The sequence below is a fragment of the Leisingera sp. JC1 genome (genome assembly GCF_001679925.1).
Classification (GTDB): Bacteria; Pseudomonadota; Alphaproteobacteria; order Rhodobacterales; family Rhodobacteraceae; genus Leisingera.
On the sequence record NZ_LYUZ01000046.1, the window covers coordinates 77,160 to 94,549 of the forward strand.

A 17,390-nucleotide genomic window follows, 5' to 3' on the forward strand; every position below is an offset into this window, starting at 1 on the left:
GGCGGTCAAGCCGCTGCGGCCATGCTTTCCCCAGGCTGGAGCGGAACGCCATGCCGTGCCAAACTGTCAGCGGCCGGGTGCCATCCGCGCCGCAAACAGGAAGGGCCACCATGTATGTCGCAGGATTTGTAATCCCCGTTCCCGAAGAAAACCTTGAGGCCTACAAGGCCTGGGCCAAAGCCAGCGCCGCGCTTTTCAGGGAATACGGCTGCCTCGAAATCGTCGACGCCTGGGAGGACAACGTGCCCGACGGCCAGCAAACCGACTTCCGCCGCGCCGTGGCCGCCAAGCCCGGAGAAAAGATCGTGCTCAGCTGGCAGGTATGGCCCAGCCGGACAGAAATGGAACAGGCCGAGGCGCAGATTGCCAAGGACAGCCGCTTTGACATCCCGGTAGAAATCCCGTTCGACCACCGGCGCCTGATCCTGGGTGCCTTTAACCCGATCCACACTCTGGGACGGGAAGACGGCACAAGCTGACACTGGTTCATGCCTCAGGCGGCAGTGCCCACCTTCTGGATCGAGCGGCGCCAGAACCGCAGCATCAGGAACAGCCCGGCGCAGGTCAGGCCGGCAACCAGCCCCATCCAGACCCCCAGGCCTTCCCAGCCCAGCAGGAAGCCAAAGACATAGGAGGCCGGGATGCCCACCGCCCAATAGCTGAGCGCCGCAATCACCATTGGCACACCGGTGTCCTGCACCCCGCGCAGCAATCCCAGCGCCACCGCCTGCATTCCGTCCATCAGCTGAAACAGCGCCGCCGCCGCCAGCAGGCCGCCGCCGATCAGCAGAATCGCGTCCTTCTGCGGATCTTCCGCGTCCAGGAACAGCGACATCAGCGGGTCCGGAATGGTCAGGAACAGAACAATTGCCACCGCCGACACCGCCAGCGACATCACCGTCACCGCCTTGCCGCCGCGCGCCAGATGCTCGCGGTCGCCGCGGCCAAAGGCATTGCCTGCCCGGATGGTGGCGGCGTTGGACAGCCCAAGGTGCACCATGAACGTCAGCCCGCCCAAAGAGATCGCAATGCCATGCGCCGCCAGCGGCACCGTGCCCAGCCAGCCCATCAGCATGGCTGAAGCCGCAAACAGGCTGGCCTCCGCCAGGGTCGTCAGCCCGATCGGCGTGCCCATGCGGAACACCTTGCCCAGCATCTCCCAGTCCGGCCGGTGGAAGTTCTTCAACAGCTCATGCTGCGGCAGAACCTTCAGCGCATAGGCCAGCACCAGCACAAAGGACACGCCATTGGTCACCAGTGAGGCGATCGCCGCCCCGGTGATCCCCAGCTCCGGCGCGCCCCAGTTGCCGAAGATCAGCGCATAGTTCACCAGCGCGTTGATCACCGCGGCAAAGACCGACAGCCACAGCACGATCTGGGTGCGCTCCAGCGCTGCGAGGTAGGACTTCGCGACCATGTACAGCAGCGCCGGAAACAGCGACCAGCCGGCAATCCGCAGGTACTCCGCCGCGTCATGCGCCACTTTCGCCTCCTGCCCCAGCGCCAGCAGGATCGGCTCCGACCACCACAACAGCGGCATCGCCGCCACGCCATAGGCCAGCGACAGCCACAGCCCCATGCGGGTCGAGCGGCGGATCTGCCGCTCCTCTCCCGCGCCGGCCGCGGCCGCCACCATCGGCATCACCGCAAAGGCAAAGCCGGAGCCCAACAGGAAAATCGAGAAGAAGTAGGATGAGCCCAGCGTCACCGCTGCCAGCTCCGCCACCCCGTACCAGCCCAGCATGACGGTATCGGTCAGGCCGATGGCAAACTGCGCCACATGGCCGCCGATCAGCGGCAGGCCCAGAACGGCAATCGCCCGCACGTGGCCGCGCAGAGGCATCTCGGTGTGTTTGGTCGCTAACGTACTCATCCCGCCAGCCTTAGGCGCCCCCGCACGCCCCGGCAAGAGAAGAGTTTCCTTGCCTGCGCACAGGCCCATGGTGGTATTCTGCACAGGCAACCCTTCGCAGGAGCCCTTTTGAATGACCGACGCCTTTGCCCAGCTGATCCCCGATGCCCGCGCCTTTCTGGCGGAGCTTGCGCAGAACAACAGCCGGGACTGGTTCACCGCGCACAAGGACCGGTACGAGGCGCAGCTGAAATCCCCCGCGCTCCTGCTGATGGACGAGGTCGCACAGGCGATCAGCCGCCGCAGCGGCGCGCAAGTCACCGCCAAGCTGTTCCGCCCGCAGCGCGACGTGCGGTTTTCCAAGGACAAGACGCCGTACAATTCCCATCTGCACATGATGTGGACCCTGAACGGCGCAGGCTGTGCGCTGTTCTTCGGCATCGCACCGGATTATTGCACCGCTGGCGGCGGCATCATGGGCTTCAGCAAGGCGCAGATGCCGCGCTGGCGGCAGGCCATCGACGGCGCCTTCGGCGATGAAACCGCGGCACTGGTGGACATCCTCGCGCTCAAAGGGTTTGCAGCCAGGGACCCGGAACTGAAACGCGTCCCCGCCCCCTATGGCAAGGCCCATCCCCACGGCGCGCTGCTGCAGCGCAAGTCGCTGACGGTCTGGCATGAGATGAACGCGCAAGAGCAGGCCGCCCCGATGGGCGCGCTGATGTCTGCCTATCTGACACAGGAGCCGATGTTCGCCCTGCTGGACAGTGCTTTGGCGGGGTAAGGCTCCTTTGCTGGACTAAACTTTGCTTCAGCTTTCGCCTGACGAAGCAGTGCTCCCTTTTCTTTCTCTCCTGCGGAGAGCATCGGCATCCACCTTGATGAGCCTGAGCAGCATAAACGTAACCACTGGAGGAAAAACCCACACAAGCCAGGGGGCAAAGAAACGGGCACGGCTGCTGTCTAGATAAATTTCAGGCTCGTAAAAAACGTAGTAAATCAAGACAAGCTCTGTCGTGAGTACCGTGCAAAAAAGGAAAAACAGCACCCTCATAGCTTTGGGCTTACTGATAAACCAACACAAGTCACTCAAGGACGGCATCGCCTCTGCTCCTTTCTGGAATTCTCAAAGTTCACATTTATGCAATCAGGAAGCATTGTTGCGGCAAACCCAAAATGTGCCCAATAACAAACGGCAAGGCGATCACTTTCAAATGCTTTCCTCTCACCTGCTGCGCGGGCTCGTCGCTCTTACAACGCCCGCAGCATGATCTGGCTGGCCAGCACCGCCACCACGGCGCCGGCAAGGATCTCCAGCACCGCCGCCGCGCGCAAGGCACCAGTGCCTTCCATCTGCGCCAGTGCGCCCTTGCGCATTGTGACGGCCGCAACCGCCACCGCGACCGTCACCGTGGCGGTGCCCAGCCCCATGGCAAAGGCACCGGCGATCCCGGCCCACAGAACCCCCATCCGCCAGGTCAAGAGCAGCAGGAACACCGCGCCGGTGCAGGGCCGCAGCGCCACCGCGCCGATGATCGCCAGCGCATCGCGCAGCGACTGCACATTGGCAGCTTCCTCCACCGTCGGCCCGTGCCGGTGCCCGCAGGAGGCGCAGACCCCGTCATCATGATCATGATCGTGTTCATGATCATGGCCATGCCCATGGTGATGGTGTCCGGCATGGCCTGCCACCTGAACGGTGCGGCTGCCCAGAAGCCGCCGCAGGCCCCGCACCAGCAGCCACACTCCTACCAGCGCAATCAGCCCGTATGACAGCGGCGCCAGCACATCCTCCGCCGCATTGGTCAGCTGCTCACGTCCCCAGTCCAGCAGCATCAGCCCGCCCGCCACCAGCAGAACGGCTGTACCGGCCTGCGCCAGCGAGGACGCCAGCGCCAGCCCCGCCAGCCGCATGAGCGGCACCGGCTTGCCCATGCCGTAACCGCCAATCACCAGCTTGCCATGTCCCGGCCCGGCAGCATGAAAGAACCCGTAGGCAAAACACAGGGACAACAGCGCCAACAGCGCCCCCGGTTCCCCGGCACGCAACGCCCGCAACCCCCGCGCCATTGCATTCTGCGCCTCGCGCTGGCCCTCGGCAGCCCAGGCGGACACCATTCCGGACCCGCCAAAGCCCCAAAGCCACACCGCCAGGGCCGCCACAAATAATGCCGCAATTGTTAAGAAAATCTTCACCTTACGCGCCGCAGCTCAAGCGCACGGTATCGGCAAATGCTTCACCCACCTCCGGGTAAGCCTCCTCTGCCTGATTTGCCGGCATCGCATAGAGCAGCTCTTCCACCAGGGTATAAGCCTGATCGAGGTTGGGCGGGGTGATACTGCCCTGGCAGCCGCCGCTAACCTCCAGCCCCTGATTCACCGTGTAGGCGGTGTAGTAGGTCGGATCATAGGCCTTGATCACCACCCCGTCCGCTTCCTGGGGCTGTGTCAGAACCCGTCGGTGCCGGGTGGTGATCCGCCCGTCCTTCACCTCGGTCGACAAATGCTCAGGCGCGCCCAGGCCCAGCGCCTCGCCGTCCAATGTCAGGTAAGTATCGCCCTGAAACCCCTCGCTCCAGGCCAGGTCAAACCCTTGCAGCTGTGCCAGTTCCTCCGCCGTCAGGCTGCCGTCGAAATCACTGTCCAGCCCCCGGTCCTCAAAGATCAGCAGCGAATAGAATTCATCATAGGCCCAGGTGATCTCCACCGCCTGCAATTGCCCGCCGTCCGAGACCACCAGTTTCATTCCGGTGTCGACAAAGATATGCGGATGCGCCCCGGCGCCCGCAGGGGCCAGCAGCGCAAGTGCCAGAAGTGGAGCAAGATGTTTCATGCCCAAAGACTTAAGCCCAGTTCGGCGCCCCCGCAAGCGCGAGGCCGCACCGCAAGCGGGGATCAGCGCGTCCGTGTTTCAGGATGCAGCGCCTTACCCAGGATGTGATCGGACTGGTGGATCACATGATGCGCCTGGCCGACAATCAACGGATCCGGTGCCTGCGCGATCTCCGGATCCTTGCCCGGATAGTCCAGCGAAGCCAGGAAGTGCCGCATGCAGTTCAGCCGCGCCCGCTTCTTGCAGTTCGACTTGATCACCGTCCAGGGCGCATCCGCGGTGTCGGTGTAAAAGAACATCGCCTCCTTGGCCTCGGTGTAATCGTCCCATTTGCCAAGCGAGGCCTTGTCGATCGGCGACAGCTTCCACTGTTTCAGCGGATCGGTCTCGCGCGAGACAAACCGACGCTTCTGCTCTGCCTGCGTGACCGAGAACCAGTATTTGTAAAGCCGGATGCCGGACCGCACCAGCATCCGCTCAAACTCCGGCGCCTGCCGCATGAACTCCAGGTATTCATTCGGTTCGCAGAAGCTCATCACCCGCTCGACGCCCGCCCGGTTGTACCAGGACCGGTCATAGAAAACGATCTCGCCGCTGGTCGGCAGATGCTGCACGTAGCGCTGGAAATACCACTGCCCGCGCTCCTCATCCGACGGCTTGTTCAAGGCGACCACCCGGGCAGAGCGCGGGTTCAGATGCTCAGTGAACCGCTTGATGGTGCCGCCCTTGCCTGCCGCATCGCGCCCCTCGAACAGCATCACGAATTTCCCGCCGGTCTCCTGCGCCCACAGCTGCACCTTCAGCAGCTCCGCCTGCAGCCGCGCCTTCTCCGCCTCATACGCCTTGCGCGCCATTTTCTTGGGGTACGGGTACTTGCCGCTCTCAAACGCCCGGCGGATGTCCTCGGCACTGGGCCCGCGGGCCTCCCCGGCGGGTTTCGCAGGCATCTGCGCTGCGGTGCTGTTCACGGTCTTCTCTGCTGCGGCGTCCATCAAACACTCCCTCTTTCATTCTGCGCCGCAACCTTACCGCCTCCGGGGCACCCCCGCGCTGACCTGCATCAAAAGATACGCCATCCGCACAACAAAAGCGGCCGCAGCGGGCCGCTTGATCCTTTTCATCCGGCTGAAAATATCCTTGGGCGAGGCCGAAAGGGGCCGAGGGGCAAAGCCCCTACGTGTGCCCCCAATCGTCCGGGTTCTCCGAATTGTTCGGGCTCAGCCCCAGCACATCCCCCTTGGTGGAGCACCCTAGCCCCAGCACCGTCCGGTTCGCATAGGAGAAATAGGCAGTCACCTGGTTGATCTCCAGGATTTCTCCGTCGTCGAACCCAGCCTCCCGCAAGGCGTCAATGTCCGCCTCGCTCACGCTGGCAGGCTCCTCGGTCAGCATCCGCGCATAGCCCATCGCCAGCACCTGCGCAGGCTCCAGCGGGGCAGCACCCGGATCGCGCGCCTCGATGGCGGACCTGATCGCCAGCCCGCGCTCCTCATCCCCCAGCAGCCGCTGCAGCCCGGCAAAGTGATGCTCGACGCAATAGGCGCAGTCATTCAAGGACGACACCCAGACCCCAAGCACCTCCAGAAACCATTTCGGGACCTTGTTGCCGGTGTGGTGCAGCACGTTCTTGTACAGCGCCATATGGCCTTCCATTGAATGCGGCCGCAGGGAGTGCACCATCATGATGTTGTCGACATTGTCGCCCGGCCCGGTCACCCGTTCATACAGCTTCTTCAGCTTGCCGGTTGCCTCTTCAAACGGAACGGTCCTGATCCAGGCCATGTGCTTCTCCCTGATTGTCTGGTCCGGAGAGTAACTGGATCTGACACCGCGGAAAGGAGAAACCGAGCGTCACAGATGTTCTGCCTGGCGGCACCGCCGCCCCGCGCCTGCCTGCCCCCCCGGCAGGCGCGTTCACCGGCTCAACCAGACGCAGCGGCAATCATCAATCCCGCCGGGTGCCAAGCAGCCCCGTCACGTCTGCGCCCGCCCAGGCAGGCGCGGGTCTCCTTGCTTTACTTCGCCGCCTCCCGCGCCACCGCGGCAATGGCTGCCCGCACATCCGCCTCGCGGCTGCGGTGGTTGGTGATGGCGGCGCGCAGCATCACCCGGCCGTCTGCGCGGGTGGTCGAGAACACCGCCTCGCCGCTCTCCTGCAGGGTCTGGGCGATATCCGCATTCAGCGCTGACTGCGCCTCCGGCGCCAGATCGCTGCGCGCGGTGAACACGCAGACATTCGACACCACCGGCGCCCCCAATTCCATAAGGGGCTGCGCCGCCACCTCAGCGGCCATGAACGCCGCCAGTTCGCAATTGCCGGTAATCGCCTCGGAAAACGCCGCCTCGCCATAGGTCTCCAGCGCCGTCCACACCTTCAGCGCCCGGTTGCCGCGGCTCAGGTCGATGCCGTAGTCGCAGAACCACGGCTCGCCGCCCGCCAGCCCGCGCTCGGCCCCTTCCAGGTAGGATGGCCGCGCCGCAAAGGCCGCCCTGTGCTCGTCCTCATTGCGCAGCAGCGCCATACCGCAGTCGTAGCCCACGTACATCCACTTGTGGAAATCCAGCGCAATGCTGTCTGCCCGCCCGATCCCATCGCTCAAAGACCGCCAGGGTTCCTCCGCAATCCGCGTCCAGGCGCCAAAGGCCCCGTCCACATGCAGCCACAGCCCCAGATCTGCTGCCGCATCCGCCAAGGCATTCAGGTCGTCAAACAGCCCCAGGTCCACGGTGCCCGCGTTGCCGACCACCAGAAAGGGCAACGCGCCTGCAGCCTTGTCCTCTGCTACCATCCGGGCCAGGGCCGCGCAGTCCAGCTTGCCCTCCGCCAGCGGCACCTTGCGCAGGTTGTCCGAGCCGATGCCCAGCAGTTCCACCGCCTTCAGCGTCGCATTGTGCACGCCCTCGCCCGCATAGGCGGTCAGCCGCACCGCGCCCTGCCCGGATTTGCGCAGATCCTCCATGACCCGCAGCCGCGCCGCCTGAAAGGCAATCACCGTTGCCTGCGAGGTGCCGGTCACCAGAATGCCGCTGGCGCTCTCCGGCATGCCCATTCTGGCCCGCGTCCAGTCCACCACCGCGCGCTCCATATAGTTCGCGCCATGATCGCGGCCGCCCATATTGGCATTGACCGCCGCCGCCGCGAGGGAGCTGATAAGGTCCGAGGCCAGCCCCGACCCCTGCACCCAGCCCCAGAACCGCGGATGAATATTGCCACCGTGATAGGGCAGCACGTCGCGGATGATCCGGTCCACCGTCTCCCGCGGCCCGCGCGCCTCCGCCGTCACCGCATAGCGCGCATCGATATCCTCCGGCACCGGCTGCCAAGGGTGCTCTGCCGCCTGCTGCATCTGGTCCAGCGCCGCCTCCAGCATCCGCTGCGCCTCCGCCCGGAATGCCGCCCAGTCCTGCGTCCTGATCCCCTTCTCAGCCACCTGCGCGCCCTCCTCCTGCCTGCCGCTGGCGGCAGGTTTAGCCCGCAAATGCTGCAGATGCAGCAGTATTTTCGGAACTGCGGCAATCTGAAAACTGTGGTTCGGGATTTTGCGAGCCGCCTTGCTTGCGCACCTGCGGAACGCCGGCAACACAAACTGCAAAAATGCCTTCCCGCATAACGGCAGCGCTGGCACACCCGGCTCAACACAGGGTAATGCTCCCGTGTTTAAGACAGGAAATTCACATGTTCAGAGATTCCGCCCTCTTCGAATTCCGCGGCCCCTTTGGCATTCCGGTACAGATCGGCAGCAGCATCATCTTCCTGGCGTTCCTGTTTCTGTCCGTGGGCGGAGACCCAGCCTATATTGCTTATGACATCGTCTTCCTTCTGATCCTGATCCTGTCCATCTTTCTGCATGAGCTGGGACATGCCTGGGGCTGCCGGGTGCAGGGCGTCAGTGTGCGCAGGATCATGATCTACGGCGGCGGCGGATTTTGCGAACACGACCCCGCCACCCGCTGCGAAGACGAGCTGATCGTCGCCATGGGTCCCATCGTTAACCTCGCGCTCTGGGCCATCTGCAGCCTGCTGGTGCCCTATGCCGCAAACCCGGACCTCTCCTGGGCGCTGGAGGCCGCGGCCGACGTCAATATCATCCTCGCCGTTCTCAACATGCTTCCCGTCATGCCGCTGGACGGCGGCCAGCTGTTCCAGCTGGCCCTGATGCGCATCCTGCCTGCGCAGCTTGCCACCCGGATTTGCGGTGGTGTCGGCCTGCTGATTGCGCTTGCCTGGATTCCGATGATGATCGCCTGCATGTATTACTTCGGCTTCTTTTTGCTGTTCTTTCCGCCAATTGCCTGCACTGGCAGATGCTGCGGCTGGAGCGCTGAGCTGTCAGCCCCGGGGCTTATCCACAGCCCCTTGCGTCCCTCTTCCACCCGGCCCCAACACCTGCCATAATGGCCGCCAATCAACACCAAGGAAGAGCAGCTCCCGCACATGGCCGACGACCTCCTCAGCACGCCCGCTTCTGAGACTTATGACGCGTCCTCCATCGAGGTTCTGGAAGGCCTCGAACCGGTCCGCCAGCGCCCCGGCATGTATATCGGCGGCACCGATGAACGCGCGCTGCACCACATGGTGGCGGAAATCCTCGACAACTCCATGGACGAGGCCGTCGCGGGCCACGCCAACCGGATCGAGGTGACGCTGCATTCCGATTACGCCGTCACCATTTCAGACAACGGCCGCGGCATCCCGATCGACCCCCACCCCAAGTTCCCCGACAAATCCGCGCTGGAGGTGATCCTCTGCACCCTGCACGCAGGCGGCAAGTTCTCCGGCAAGGCCTACCAGACCTCCGGCGGCCTGCACGGCGTCGGCTCCTCGGTGGTGAACGCGCTGTCGGATTCCATGGTGGTGCAGGTCGCCAAGAACAAGGAACTGTTCGAACAACGCTTCTCCCGCGGCCTGCCCCTTGGCCCGGTCGAAAAAATCGGCGCCGCTCCCAACAAGCGCGGCACCTTCGTGACCTTCCACGCCGACGAGCAGATCTTCGGCCATCACCGCTTCAAGCCCAAGCGCCTCTTCACCCTGGTGCGCTCCAAGGCCTACCTGTTCTCCGGCGTCGAAATCCGCTGGAAATCCGAAATCGACGACGGCGAGACCCCGACCGAGGCCACCTTCCACTTCCCCGGCGGCCTCAAGGACTATCTGACCGAAGTCCTCGGCAAATCCTCCGTCTACGCAGACCAGCCCTTTGCCGGCAAGGTTGAGTTCCGCGAGAAATTCGGCGAGCCGGGCTATGTCGAATGGGCGATCAACTGGACACCGTCGCGCGACGGCTTTACCCAGTCCTACTGTAACACCGTCCCGACGCCGGAGGGCGGCACCCATGTCACCGGCTTCTGGGCCGCGATCCTCAAGGGCATCAAGGCTTACGGCGAACTGGTCAGCAACAAGAAGGCCGCCCAGATCACCCGCGACGACCTGATGGCAGGCGGCTGCGCGCTGGTCTCCTGCTTCATCGCCGACCCGGCCTTTGTCGGCCAGACCAAGGACCGCCTGTCCACGGAATCCGCCAACAAGATGGTGGAAAACTCGGTCCGCGACCATTTCGACAACTGGCTGGCCGCCGACACCAAATCCGCCGGCGCCATCCTCGACTTCCTGATCCTGCGCGCCGAGGAACGCCTGCGCCGCAAGCAGGAGAAAGAGACCCAGCGCAAATCCGCCACCAAGAAACTGCGCCTGCCCGGCAAGCTGACCGACTGCACGTCGAAGGACCGCTCCGGCACCGAGCTGTTCATCGTCGAGGGCGACTCGGCCGGCGGCTCCGGCAAGGGCGCCCGCAACCGCGTGAACCAGGCGCTGCTGCCGCTCAAGGGCAAGATCCTCAACGTCCTTGGCGCCGCCTCCAACAAGCTCGGCTCAAACGCCGAGATCAACGACCTCTGCGAGGCGCTTGGCGTCGGTCTTGGCACCAAGTTCAACCTCGACGATCTGCGCTATGACAAGATCATCATCATGACCGACGCGGACGTCGACGGCGCCCATATCGCCTCGCTGCTGATGACCTTCTTCTTCACCCAGATGCGCCCGCTCATTGACGGCGGCCACCTCTACCTCGCCTGCCCACCGCTGTTCCGCCTGACCCAGGGCGCCAAGCGCGTCTACTGCCTGGACGAGGCCGAGCGCGACAAATGGCTGGAGAAGGGCCTGGGCGGCAAGGGCAAGATCGACGTCTCCCGCTTCAAAGGTCTTGGCGAAATGGACGCCAAGGACCTGAAGGAGACCACGATGGACCCGGCCACCCGCAAGCTGATCCGCGTCACCATCGACGAGGACGAGCCCGGCGAGACCGGCGACCTGGTCGAGCGCCTGATGGGCAAGAAACCCGAGCTCCGCTTCCAGTATATCCAGGAGAACGCGAAGTTCGTGGAGGAGTTGGATGTTTGAGGATTAAGCAGAATTGGGTAGTTTTTTTAGCTTCTTCAGAAACTGGCATGTTTTCCTAACTTGCCTCTATTTCGGATTCTGGGCTGGCTACTACAACCGTTTCTCCGCGCAAGGAGGTCATCTTCAACCCAATGAAATTGGAGATTTCCTTGCCGGGGTAGCCGGGCCGGTTGCGCTTTTTTGGCTCGTAATTGGTTACTACCAACAAAGAAAAGAGCTTCAGAATAGCTCAGATGCCTTAAGACTGCAGGCAGCCGAGCTTGCCAGCGCTACACGTCAACATACCTCTTTGGCCCGTTCGAGCCTTGAACAACTCAATTTTGAGAAGCAGAAATACGAACTTAGCGAGAAATCAAGACTGGCCTCTGAGCGAGGAAAGTTCGTAGTTTCACACGGCTCTTGTTGGCACAATGGAAAATTCGTCGAGTTCTATGTCGATGTAACGAACCTTGGTCAAGCAGTTGCTGACTTTTCCTTTCTGTTCCCAGCAGGTCTTATTCAGACTACTAGCGAGGCCAATGACAATCAAGAATTCGCGGAAATGGAGTATCCAGTTTGGGAGCGTTTCAAAGGCCGCAGGTATTGTTTCGCTGTAAGCAAAGGGCATTCAGGAAAAAAGTTTGATTTTCTTCTTACCTATACGAATGCAGACGGTAGCGAGCATTCGAAAACATTTGTATTCGAGTTCGATGCTGAAGGCGGAGAATACATGAAGGAATTCGGGTCTGACGGCTTTTTGGAAATTAGCTAGCAAGTAACTCTTCGGCAACCGTCCACCCTCCCGCAACACAAGGCCCGCGCCTGACCTTGGGGAGGCGTGAAGCGCCTTCCCGGGGGGAAGGTCAGGCGCGGGCCGTGCGGCTATCGCCCCACGTCCCAAGGGACATCTTGCCAGCTCCGCTCCTTGGCTTGCACGGTTGGGTGCGAAGGGCTCCGCCCGTCCGAACCTCAAACGCTCCCCCGGAGCGTTTGCCGCTGCGCGGACCGGTTCGAATTCCCGGGGGGAGTTGAGACCGTCTAGGAAACTGTCCGGGGGACAGTTTCAGGTCGAAACGGGCGGAGCCCAATCAGGCGCGGGCCGTGCCGCTGCGCGCCACGTCCCAAGGGGCATTGCGAAGTCTTCACACTTCAATGCGTTGACCGCACAACTTCCACATCTTCGTCTCCGAATCCTGCACGGCTACGCCTTCTTCTTTCAGCATTTCCAGCAAGGTCCTAGAAATGTGGCCTACATGCTCAACGTGACCGCCATAAATGCCGAGGGAGCGCCCAATCTCTGCATTCTTTAGGCCACCCTCAGGTGCCATTTCCAAAACAGTGCGAACCGCGGATTTCAAGAGAGCCATGGCTTGTTGCGCGTCAGCGTAAGCGTTGTTCAAATCGGTCATGTTCGATGTTCTCCAATAAATGACCTTCTTTCTCCCTCGCTACCGCACGGGTTGCAAGTGTTGCGCCAAACCCCAATCCACCGCACGCCCCGCTTGCGCGCCCTTAACCCCGCTCTGCCATACTCCAATCCGTCGCGACACACGGTGCGGACTGACACCCCGCATCAACAGGAGATACGGGAGCCCCCAAGACCGCCTCTTCATCGGGTGCAGGGGGTCTCCGCACAACGGAAGCTTTCGAGCGGACATGGGGGCTTGCGATCCCCTGCCCGGCCCTCCGCCTCCGGCCCCTCCGGGCCCTTGGCGGCGCCGCCACCTCTTCACCGGCCAGTCCATCACGGCCACACAAACAAAACGGCCCAACGGCCCCAGACAAGCAGACGGCCAGACAGACTGACTGACAGCCACCGGACAGGGACCCCCTCCCGCCCGGCCAAACCCACGCATCCGGTGACAGCTTCGTGAGGGCTGTTGCCTGAAACCGCTTTCCCTTCTTATGGTCAGGCCAGCCGATCACAGCAGGGAAACAGCCATGGCCTTCATCGCGGACAACCAGCTGCCCCTGCTCCTCTTGTTCTTCTTTGCGGGCCTGATCGGCACCGCCTTCCTGTTCCGCAAACCGCCGGGCCACCGCGCCTGGAAACTGGCGGACCTCGTGTGGGTCGTCCTCGGCGGCTTCGGCGCGCTGGTCGCGGTGATTTCCGGCATCTACGCCGCCGACTCCTCCCGGCTCGAACGCCAGATCGACATCGCCTATGCCGCCACCGCCGCCTTCGACCGCGACGCAGCCCGCTTCCGCCTGCGCTTCTGCGACCCCGCCTATGACGCCGACATCGCGGTCCTGTGCGAAAAGGTCGAATTCCTCTCCGCGTCTACAGCGGGCAACGCCGAACTGCCGCTGTTCATCGCAGTGACAGATGAGGTCGCGCCGCTGCAGGGCCTCAGCTTCCTGTTCGGCAGCCGCACGGAGAAGGCAGAAATGGCAGACATGGAGGCCAAGGCCGCCGCCTTCGACCCGGCGGCCTTCCTGGTCTTCACCGCCCTCGACGCCCCGACGCAGGCCGCTGTCGACACCATGCGCCGCAAGGTGCCTGCCATCGCCGGCGATTTCCTGATCATCGCCCGCGCCTATGACGGCCTGATCGCCCATGTCTCCAAGCTCAAGGAAGAATGGGAATACCTGCAGGACAACGCCCATATCCTGGTGCTGCAGATCATCGCGCTGTGCCTCGTCAGCTTCGCCGCTCCCTTCCGCCTCGGCAAATCCATTGTCGAGCTGCGCACGCGCCGCTAACCTGACCTGACGCCACAGGACCCGCCCATGCGCACATTCGACGAGATCCACGCCATATCCGCAGACCGCCACGGCGGGCCGGAGATGCTGGAAGAAAAGCTTTCCAAACCCGATCCCAAGGTGACGGAGTTGCCGGAGGACCGCTGGCTCGCCACCATGACCAAATGCATCTTCCAGGCGGGCTTCAACTGGAAAGTGATCGAGGCGAAATGGGACGGGTTCGAGGAGGTCTTTCACGGCTTCGACCCCGGTCCCTGCGCCTTCATGCCGGAGGACGAGTTCGACCGCATCCTCAGCGACACCCGCGTGGTCCGGAACGGCGCCAAGCTCGCCACGGTCCGGCAAAACGCCGCCTTCCTGATGGAGCTGCGCGATCAGGGCGGCGCAGGTGAGGTGCTGGGCGGCTGGCCCTCTACCGACTACATCGGGCTGCTGGACATGCTCAAGAAACGCGGAAGCAGGCTGGGCGGCAACACCGGCCAATACGCCATGCGCTTTGCCGGCCGCGACAGTTTTATCCTGTCCCAGGACGTCACCGCCCGCCTCATCGCCGAAGGCGTGATCGACAAACCCGCCACCTCCAAGACCGCTCTGAAGTCCGTGCAATCCGCCTTCAACACATGGATGGGGCGATCCGGCCGCTCGCTCACCGAAATCAGCCGCGTGCTGGCGATGAGCTGCTGAGGCAAAGCCCATATGATCCGCTGCCTGCTCCTCGCCCTGCTGTTCCTCGCTGCCTGCGGACGCCCGCTGACAGAGACCGAACGCGCCTATCTGGCCACCTTGCACGGTACCAGCCTCAACGCAGACAAGGTCCGCCTTGTCGAGGGCGCGCCCTTGGGGCCGGTCACCTTCCGCCGCATGCCGCGCCCGCGCGTCACCTGCCGCGAACGCATCCTGCCGCCCGTGAAGGACGAGATCGTCACCGCCAAACCCGCCGCCGTCGCGCTGTTCAACCGCATCTTCTTCACCCGCGACTGGTATCTGGAGAATTACCTGCCGGAACACCCGGACCGGCTGCATCTGGTGGAGGCGATGCTGCTGGCGCATGAGGCCACCCATGTCTGGCAATGGCAGAACCGCCGCCAGACCGGCTATTCCCCCTTGCGCGCTGCGGCGGAACACGGCCAGGACCGCGATCCCTATCTGTTCGACCTGGAAGGCGACCCCAGTTTCCTCACCTACGGGTTCGAGCAGCAAGGTGCCATCGTCGAGGAATACGTCTGCTGCCGTGCTCTCGCGCCGCAGGCCGCCCGCACCCAGCGGCTGCACCGGATGCTTTCCGGCGCCATGCCGGTCAGTCCGCTGCCGCAAAGCCGCGAGAGCGCGGTCTACCTGCCCTGGAAGGACGCGGAACTGAACGGCATCTGCGATTGATCCGCCGTTTTCATGCAATGAAAACGGCCATGAAAAATCGATTTTTCATGGCCGGAATTCGCGCCGAATTCCGGCGTTGGCCGCAACGTAGGGCTTGTCTTGACGCCGGATTTCCGGCCACAAATCCCGCAAGCAATCTGCAGGAGCCGCCCAATGACCCAATACGCTCTCATCATGCTGGCCGCGGGCCTGGGCATTCCGGTGCTGGCGGCGCTGAACGCGGCACTCGGCAAGCTGATCGGCTCCCCCGCCTCTGCCGCGGTGGTGCTGTTCCTGATCGCGCTGATTGCCACATCCCTTTACGCGCTGATCGCAGGCCCGCAAGCACTGGCCAGGATCCCCGCCGCGCCCAAGCACCTGCTGCTGGCCGGCGTGCTGGTCGCCTTCTACGTCCTGTCGATCACCTATGTGGCGCCGCATTTCGGCGTCGGAAACGCGGTGTTTTTTGTGCTGATCGGCCAGCTGATCTCGGCCGCCGCCATCGACCATTTCGGGTTGTTCGGCGCCCAGGTCAGCCCGCTGACCCTGACCCGCGCGGCAGGCATTTCGGTGATGGCGCTGGGGGTCTGGATCACCCAGATGGCCTGAGGAGCAGGCGGCGCCCTAGCCCGCCACCTTCTTCACGAACTGCGACTTCAGCCCGATCGGCCCGACGCCCGGCACCTTGCAGTCGATGTCGTGATCGCCGTCCACCAGCCGGATGCCGCGCACCTTGGTGCCGACTTTGATCACCGAAGACGTCCCCTTCAGCTTCAGGTCCTTGATCACCGTCACCGTGTCGCCGTCCTGCAGCAGATTGCCAACGCTGTCGCGCACTTCCTTGGCGTCGCCCGCGGCCTCACCCGCCGCCCATTCAAAAGCGCACTCGGGGCAGATCAGCAGGGCGTCCACCTGATAGGTGTAAGCAGAGGAGCATTCGGGGCACGGCGGCAAGGTATCAGTCATGCCCCGCCAATAGCCCGGAAACCGGCGCAAAGCCAGAGACAGATCTGCTCCTGCCTGATCCTGCTTGCGCTATACTGCCCCGGACCAGCGAGAGGCCAGGCGCATGACCGGCAAGATAGAAGACCACTACAGCGGAGGCGGCAGTCTGGCCGCCCGGATCGCCGAAGACCTGCGCGCCAAGGGGCTGGAGTCTTCAAGCCTCACACCCGCCGATTTCTCGGCACTGGATGAATTCCACTTCCGCGGCCGCGCCGCCACGCTGGAACTGGCCGCACAGATGCGTCTGACCGCGCAGTCCAAAGCGCTCGACATCGGCTCCGGCCTTGGCGGTGTCTCCCGTACCCTTGCAGAGACCGCGGGCTGCCATGTCACCGGCCTCGACCTGACGCCCGAACTGTGCGCAGCGGCGGCAGAGATTTCAACTTGGCTGGGCCTCACGGACAAAACTGACTTCATGCAAGGCGATGCCACGGAGCTGCCCTTTGCGGACAATAGCTTTGACGCCGCGATTACAGTGCATGTGGCGATGAACATTCCGGCCAAAGACCGGATGTATGCCGAGGCCCGCCGCGTGCTGCGCCCCGGCAGCGTGTTTGCCGTCTATGACATCCTGCAGGGCGGCGGCGGCGGAATGATCTTTCCTGCGCCCTGGGCGGCGGAGCCGTCGATCAGCCATTTGGCGACCCCCCAAGAGATGGAAACCCTGCTGTGCCAGGCCGGCTTCAAGCTGCTGGACAGCATTGAATCCACCGCAGAAAGCCTGCGCTGGCTGGAGGAGCGCACCGCCGGCACGGGTCCGCCGCCGCCGGTGCCGATCACTACCCGATTGCTGTTCGGGGAAGGGTTCAAACAGATGGTGCAAAACCAGCTGCGCACCCTGCGCGAGCGCCGGATGCTGACCTGGAGCTTCCTCTGCGAGGCGTGAGGCCCGGACCTTTATGCCCCGTTCGTCTTGCCGCTGACCTTGATGTTGCCCTGCAGCTGGGCGCCGTTCTCGGTCGACATGGTCTGCGCCGACACGTCCGCCTGCACCTGCGAGCTGGCTGCAAGACGCAGGTCCTCGCATTGGATCTTGCCGCTGTAGGCGCCTTCCACCGTGACCGATTTGGCGCTCAGCGCGCCGTCCACAGTGCCGCCTTCCAGCACTGTCACCGCCTGCGCCGAGACATCGCCAATGACCCGTCCGCGGACCTCGACGCTGCCCTTGCTGGAGGTGATATTGCCTTCAACCGTCACATCTTTCTCGATTACCGAATTCACCACGTCTCAGCCCTTTCTGCGCATCCCCGGACAGCCTAACCCGCCCG

Annotated in this window: 20 protein-coding genes; 11 read left to right on the forward strand and 9 right to left on the reverse strand. The window is 63.4% G+C overall.

Translation table 11 applies throughout. From position 1 onward, the window contains the following. Positions 1–110: 110 nt before the first annotated feature. Positions 111–479: a DUF1428 domain-containing protein gene (locus A9D60_RS05390; protein WP_065266693.1), complete on the forward strand. Its 369-nt coding sequence runs from the start codon at positions 111–113 to the stop codon at positions 477–479. A gap of 14 nt (positions 480–493) precedes the next feature. Here the strand turns inward: A9D60_RS05390 and A9D60_RS05395 are convergent, their stop codons facing one another. Next, complete coding sequence (locus A9D60_RS05395; RefSeq protein ID WP_065266694.1) at positions 494–1,873, reverse strand: MATE family efflux transporter; 1,380 nt, start codon at positions 1,871–1,873, stop codon at positions 494–496. A gap of 112 nt (positions 1,874–1,985) precedes the next feature. Here A9D60_RS05395 and A9D60_RS05400 point away from each other — a divergent pair, with 112 nt between their 5' ends. Continuing rightward, a complete protein-coding gene (locus A9D60_RS05400; RefSeq protein ID WP_065266643.1) occupies positions 1,986–2,636 on the forward strand; it encodes a TIGR02453 family protein in 651 nt (216 codons plus the stop codon). 232 nt (positions 2,637–2,868) lie between these two features. After that, positions 2,869–3,123 carry a hypothetical protein gene (locus A9D60_RS26810; RefSeq protein ID WP_217492036.1) on the forward strand — a complete coding sequence of 85 codons (255 nt, stop codon included), beginning with the start codon at positions 2,869–2,871 and terminating at the stop codon, positions 3,121–3,123. Here A9D60_RS26810 and A9D60_RS05410 read toward each other — a convergent pair. From A9D60_RS05410 to A9D60_RS05430, 5 genes are all read right to left on the reverse strand, one after another. Continuing rightward, positions 3,104–4,048 carry a nickel/cobalt transporter gene (locus tag A9D60_RS05410; protein ID WP_065266645.1) on the reverse strand — a complete coding sequence of 315 codons (945 nt, stop codon included), beginning with the start codon at positions 4,046–4,048 and terminating at the stop codon, positions 3,104–3,106. The two genes, A9D60_RS26810 and A9D60_RS05410, sit on opposite strands and share 20 nt — an antisense overlap. 1 nt (position 4,049) lies before the next feature. After that, positions 4,050–4,685 carry a DUF1007 family protein gene (locus tag A9D60_RS05415; protein WP_065266646.1) on the reverse strand — a complete coding sequence of 212 codons (636 nt, stop codon included), beginning with the start codon at positions 4,683–4,685 and terminating at the stop codon, positions 4,050–4,052. Positions 4,686–4,747: 62 nt separating this feature from the next. Then, positions 4,748–5,677: a polyphosphate kinase 2 gene (ppk2, locus tag A9D60_RS05420; protein WP_065266647.1), complete on the reverse strand. Its 930-nt coding sequence runs from the start codon at positions 5,675–5,677 to the stop codon at positions 4,748–4,750. Between the two features lie 181 nt (positions 5,678–5,858). Beyond that, positions 5,859–6,467, reverse strand: a complete 609-nt coding sequence (locus A9D60_RS05425; protein WP_065266648.1) for a carboxymuconolactone decarboxylase family protein — start codon at positions 6,465–6,467, stop codon at positions 5,859–5,861. 233 nt (positions 6,468–6,700) lie between these two features. Beyond that, a complete protein-coding gene (locus A9D60_RS05430; RefSeq protein ID WP_065266695.1) occupies positions 6,701–8,116 on the reverse strand; it encodes a pyridoxal phosphate-dependent decarboxylase family protein in 1,416 nt (471 codons plus the stop codon). Between the two features lie 245 nt (positions 8,117–8,361). Here A9D60_RS05430 and A9D60_RS05435 point away from each other — a divergent pair, with 245 nt between their 5' ends. Genes A9D60_RS05435 through A9D60_RS05445 form a run of 3 tightly spaced genes read left to right on the forward strand, consistent with a single transcriptional unit; the run spans position 8,362 to position 11,830 of the window. Then, positions 8,362–9,081, forward strand: coding sequence for a site-2 protease family protein (locus A9D60_RS05435; protein WP_065266649.1), 720 nt, complete (start codon positions 8,362–8,364; stop codon positions 9,079–9,081). Positions 9,082–9,120: 39 nt separating this feature from the next. Then, positions 9,121–11,079: a DNA topoisomerase IV subunit B gene (gene parE, locus A9D60_RS05440; protein WP_065266650.1), complete on the forward strand. Its 1,959-nt coding sequence runs from the start codon at positions 9,121–9,123 to the stop codon at positions 11,077–11,079. Between the two features lie 13 nt (positions 11,080–11,092). Next, the gene (locus tag A9D60_RS05445) at positions 11,093–11,830 is read left to right on the forward strand and encodes a hypothetical protein (RefSeq protein WP_065266651.1); all 738 of its coding nucleotides are present in this window, start codon (positions 11,093–11,095) and stop codon (positions 11,828–11,830) included. A 370-nt stretch (positions 11,831–12,200) separates the two neighbouring features. Here the strand turns inward: A9D60_RS05445 and A9D60_RS05450 are convergent, their stop codons facing one another. After that, positions 12,201–12,467, reverse strand: coding sequence for a hypothetical protein (locus A9D60_RS05450; protein ID WP_065266652.1), 267 nt, complete (start codon positions 12,465–12,467; stop codon positions 12,201–12,203). A gap of 532 nt (positions 12,468–12,999) precedes the next feature. Here A9D60_RS05450 and A9D60_RS05455 point away from each other — a divergent pair. From A9D60_RS05455 to A9D60_RS05470, 4 genes are all read left to right on the forward strand, one after another. After that, positions 13,000–13,761, forward strand: a complete 762-nt coding sequence (locus A9D60_RS05455) for a hypothetical protein (RefSeq protein WP_065266653.1) — start codon at positions 13,000–13,002, stop codon at positions 13,759–13,761. A 27-nt stretch (positions 13,762–13,788) separates the two neighbouring features. Further along, entirely contained in the window at positions 13,789–14,445 is a 657-nt protein-coding gene (locus A9D60_RS05460; protein WP_065266654.1) for a DNA-3-methyladenine glycosylase I, read from the forward strand. A gap of 12 nt (positions 14,446–14,457) precedes the next feature. Then, entirely contained in the window at positions 14,458–15,138 is a 681-nt protein-coding gene (locus A9D60_RS05465) for a hypothetical protein (RefSeq protein ID WP_065266655.1), read from the forward strand. Positions 15,139–15,291: 153 nt separating this feature from the next. After that, positions 15,292–15,726, forward strand: a complete 435-nt coding sequence (locus tag A9D60_RS05470; protein WP_065266656.1) for a DMT family transporter — start codon at positions 15,292–15,294, stop codon at positions 15,724–15,726. A 15-nt stretch (positions 15,727–15,741) separates the two neighbouring features. Here the strand turns inward: A9D60_RS05470 and A9D60_RS05475 are convergent, their stop codons facing one another. Further along, on the reverse strand, positions 15,742–16,083 hold the full coding sequence (locus A9D60_RS05475; RefSeq protein WP_065266696.1) for a zinc ribbon domain-containing protein YjdM: 342 nt from the start codon (positions 16,081–16,083) through the stop codon (positions 15,742–15,744). A gap of 103 nt (positions 16,084–16,186) precedes the next feature. Between A9D60_RS05475 and A9D60_RS05480 the strand changes: the two genes are divergently transcribed. Beyond that, positions 16,187–17,008, forward strand: coding sequence for a class I SAM-dependent methyltransferase (locus tag A9D60_RS05480; RefSeq protein WP_065266657.1), 822 nt, complete (start codon positions 16,187–16,189; stop codon positions 17,006–17,008). A gap of 11 nt (positions 17,009–17,019) precedes the next feature. On the opposite strand, the gene A9D60_RS05485 is transcribed toward A9D60_RS05480, so the two are convergent. Further along, on the reverse strand, positions 17,020–17,346 hold the full coding sequence (locus A9D60_RS05485; protein WP_065266658.1) for a bactofilin family protein: 327 nt from the start codon (positions 17,344–17,346) through the stop codon (positions 17,020–17,022). Between the last annotated feature and the right edge of the window lie 44 nt (positions 17,347–17,390).

Excerpts from the sequence above, each read along its gene's own strand:
- A9D60_RS05390 (WP_065266693.1), top strand. The coding sequence starts at position 111 with ATGTATGTCGCAGGATTTGTAATCCCCGTTCCCGAAGAAAACCTTGAG.
- A9D60_RS05395 (WP_065266694.1), bottom strand. The coding sequence starts at position 1,873 with ATGAGTACGTTAGCGACCAAACACACCGAGATGCCTCTGCGCGGCCAC.
- A9D60_RS05400 (WP_065266643.1), top strand. The coding sequence starts at position 1,986 with ATGACCGACGCCTTTGCCCAGCTGATCCCCGATGCCCGCGCCTTTCTG.
- A9D60_RS05415 (WP_065266646.1), bottom strand. The coding sequence starts at position 4,685 with ATGAAACATCTTGCTCCACTTCTGGCACTTGCGCTGCTGGCCCCTGCG.
- ppk2 (WP_065266647.1), bottom strand. The coding sequence starts at position 5,677 with ATGGACGCCGCAGCAGAGAAGACCGTGAACAGCACCGCAGCGCAGATG.
- A9D60_RS05425 (WP_065266648.1), bottom strand. The coding sequence starts at position 6,467 with ATGGCCTGGATCAGGACCGTTCCGTTTGAAGAGGCAACCGGCAAGCTG.
- A9D60_RS05435 (WP_065266649.1), top strand. The coding sequence starts at position 8,362 with ATGTTCAGAGATTCCGCCCTCTTCGAATTCCGCGGCCCCTTTGGCATT.
- parE (WP_065266650.1), top strand. The coding sequence starts at position 9,121 with ATGGCCGACGACCTCCTCAGCACGCCCGCTTCTGAGACTTATGACGCG.
- A9D60_RS05450 (WP_065266652.1), bottom strand. The coding sequence starts at position 12,467 with ATGACCGATTTGAACAACGCTTACGCTGACGCGCAACAAGCCATGGCT.
- A9D60_RS05455 (WP_065266653.1), top strand. The coding sequence starts at position 13,000 with ATGGCCTTCATCGCGGACAACCAGCTGCCCCTGCTCCTCTTGTTCTTC.
- A9D60_RS05460 (WP_065266654.1), top strand. The coding sequence starts at position 13,789 with ATGCGCACATTCGACGAGATCCACGCCATATCCGCAGACCGCCACGGC.
- A9D60_RS05465 (WP_065266655.1), top strand. The coding sequence starts at position 14,458 with ATGATCCGCTGCCTGCTCCTCGCCCTGCTGTTCCTCGCTGCCTGCGGA.
- A9D60_RS05470 (WP_065266656.1), top strand. The coding sequence starts at position 15,292 with ATGACCCAATACGCTCTCATCATGCTGGCCGCGGGCCTGGGCATTCCG.
- A9D60_RS05475 (WP_065266696.1), bottom strand. The coding sequence starts at position 16,083 with ATGACTGATACCTTGCCGCCGTGCCCCGAATGCTCCTCTGCTTACACC.
- A9D60_RS05480 (WP_065266657.1), top strand. The coding sequence starts at position 16,187 with ATGACCGGCAAGATAGAAGACCACTACAGCGGAGGCGGCAGTCTGGCC.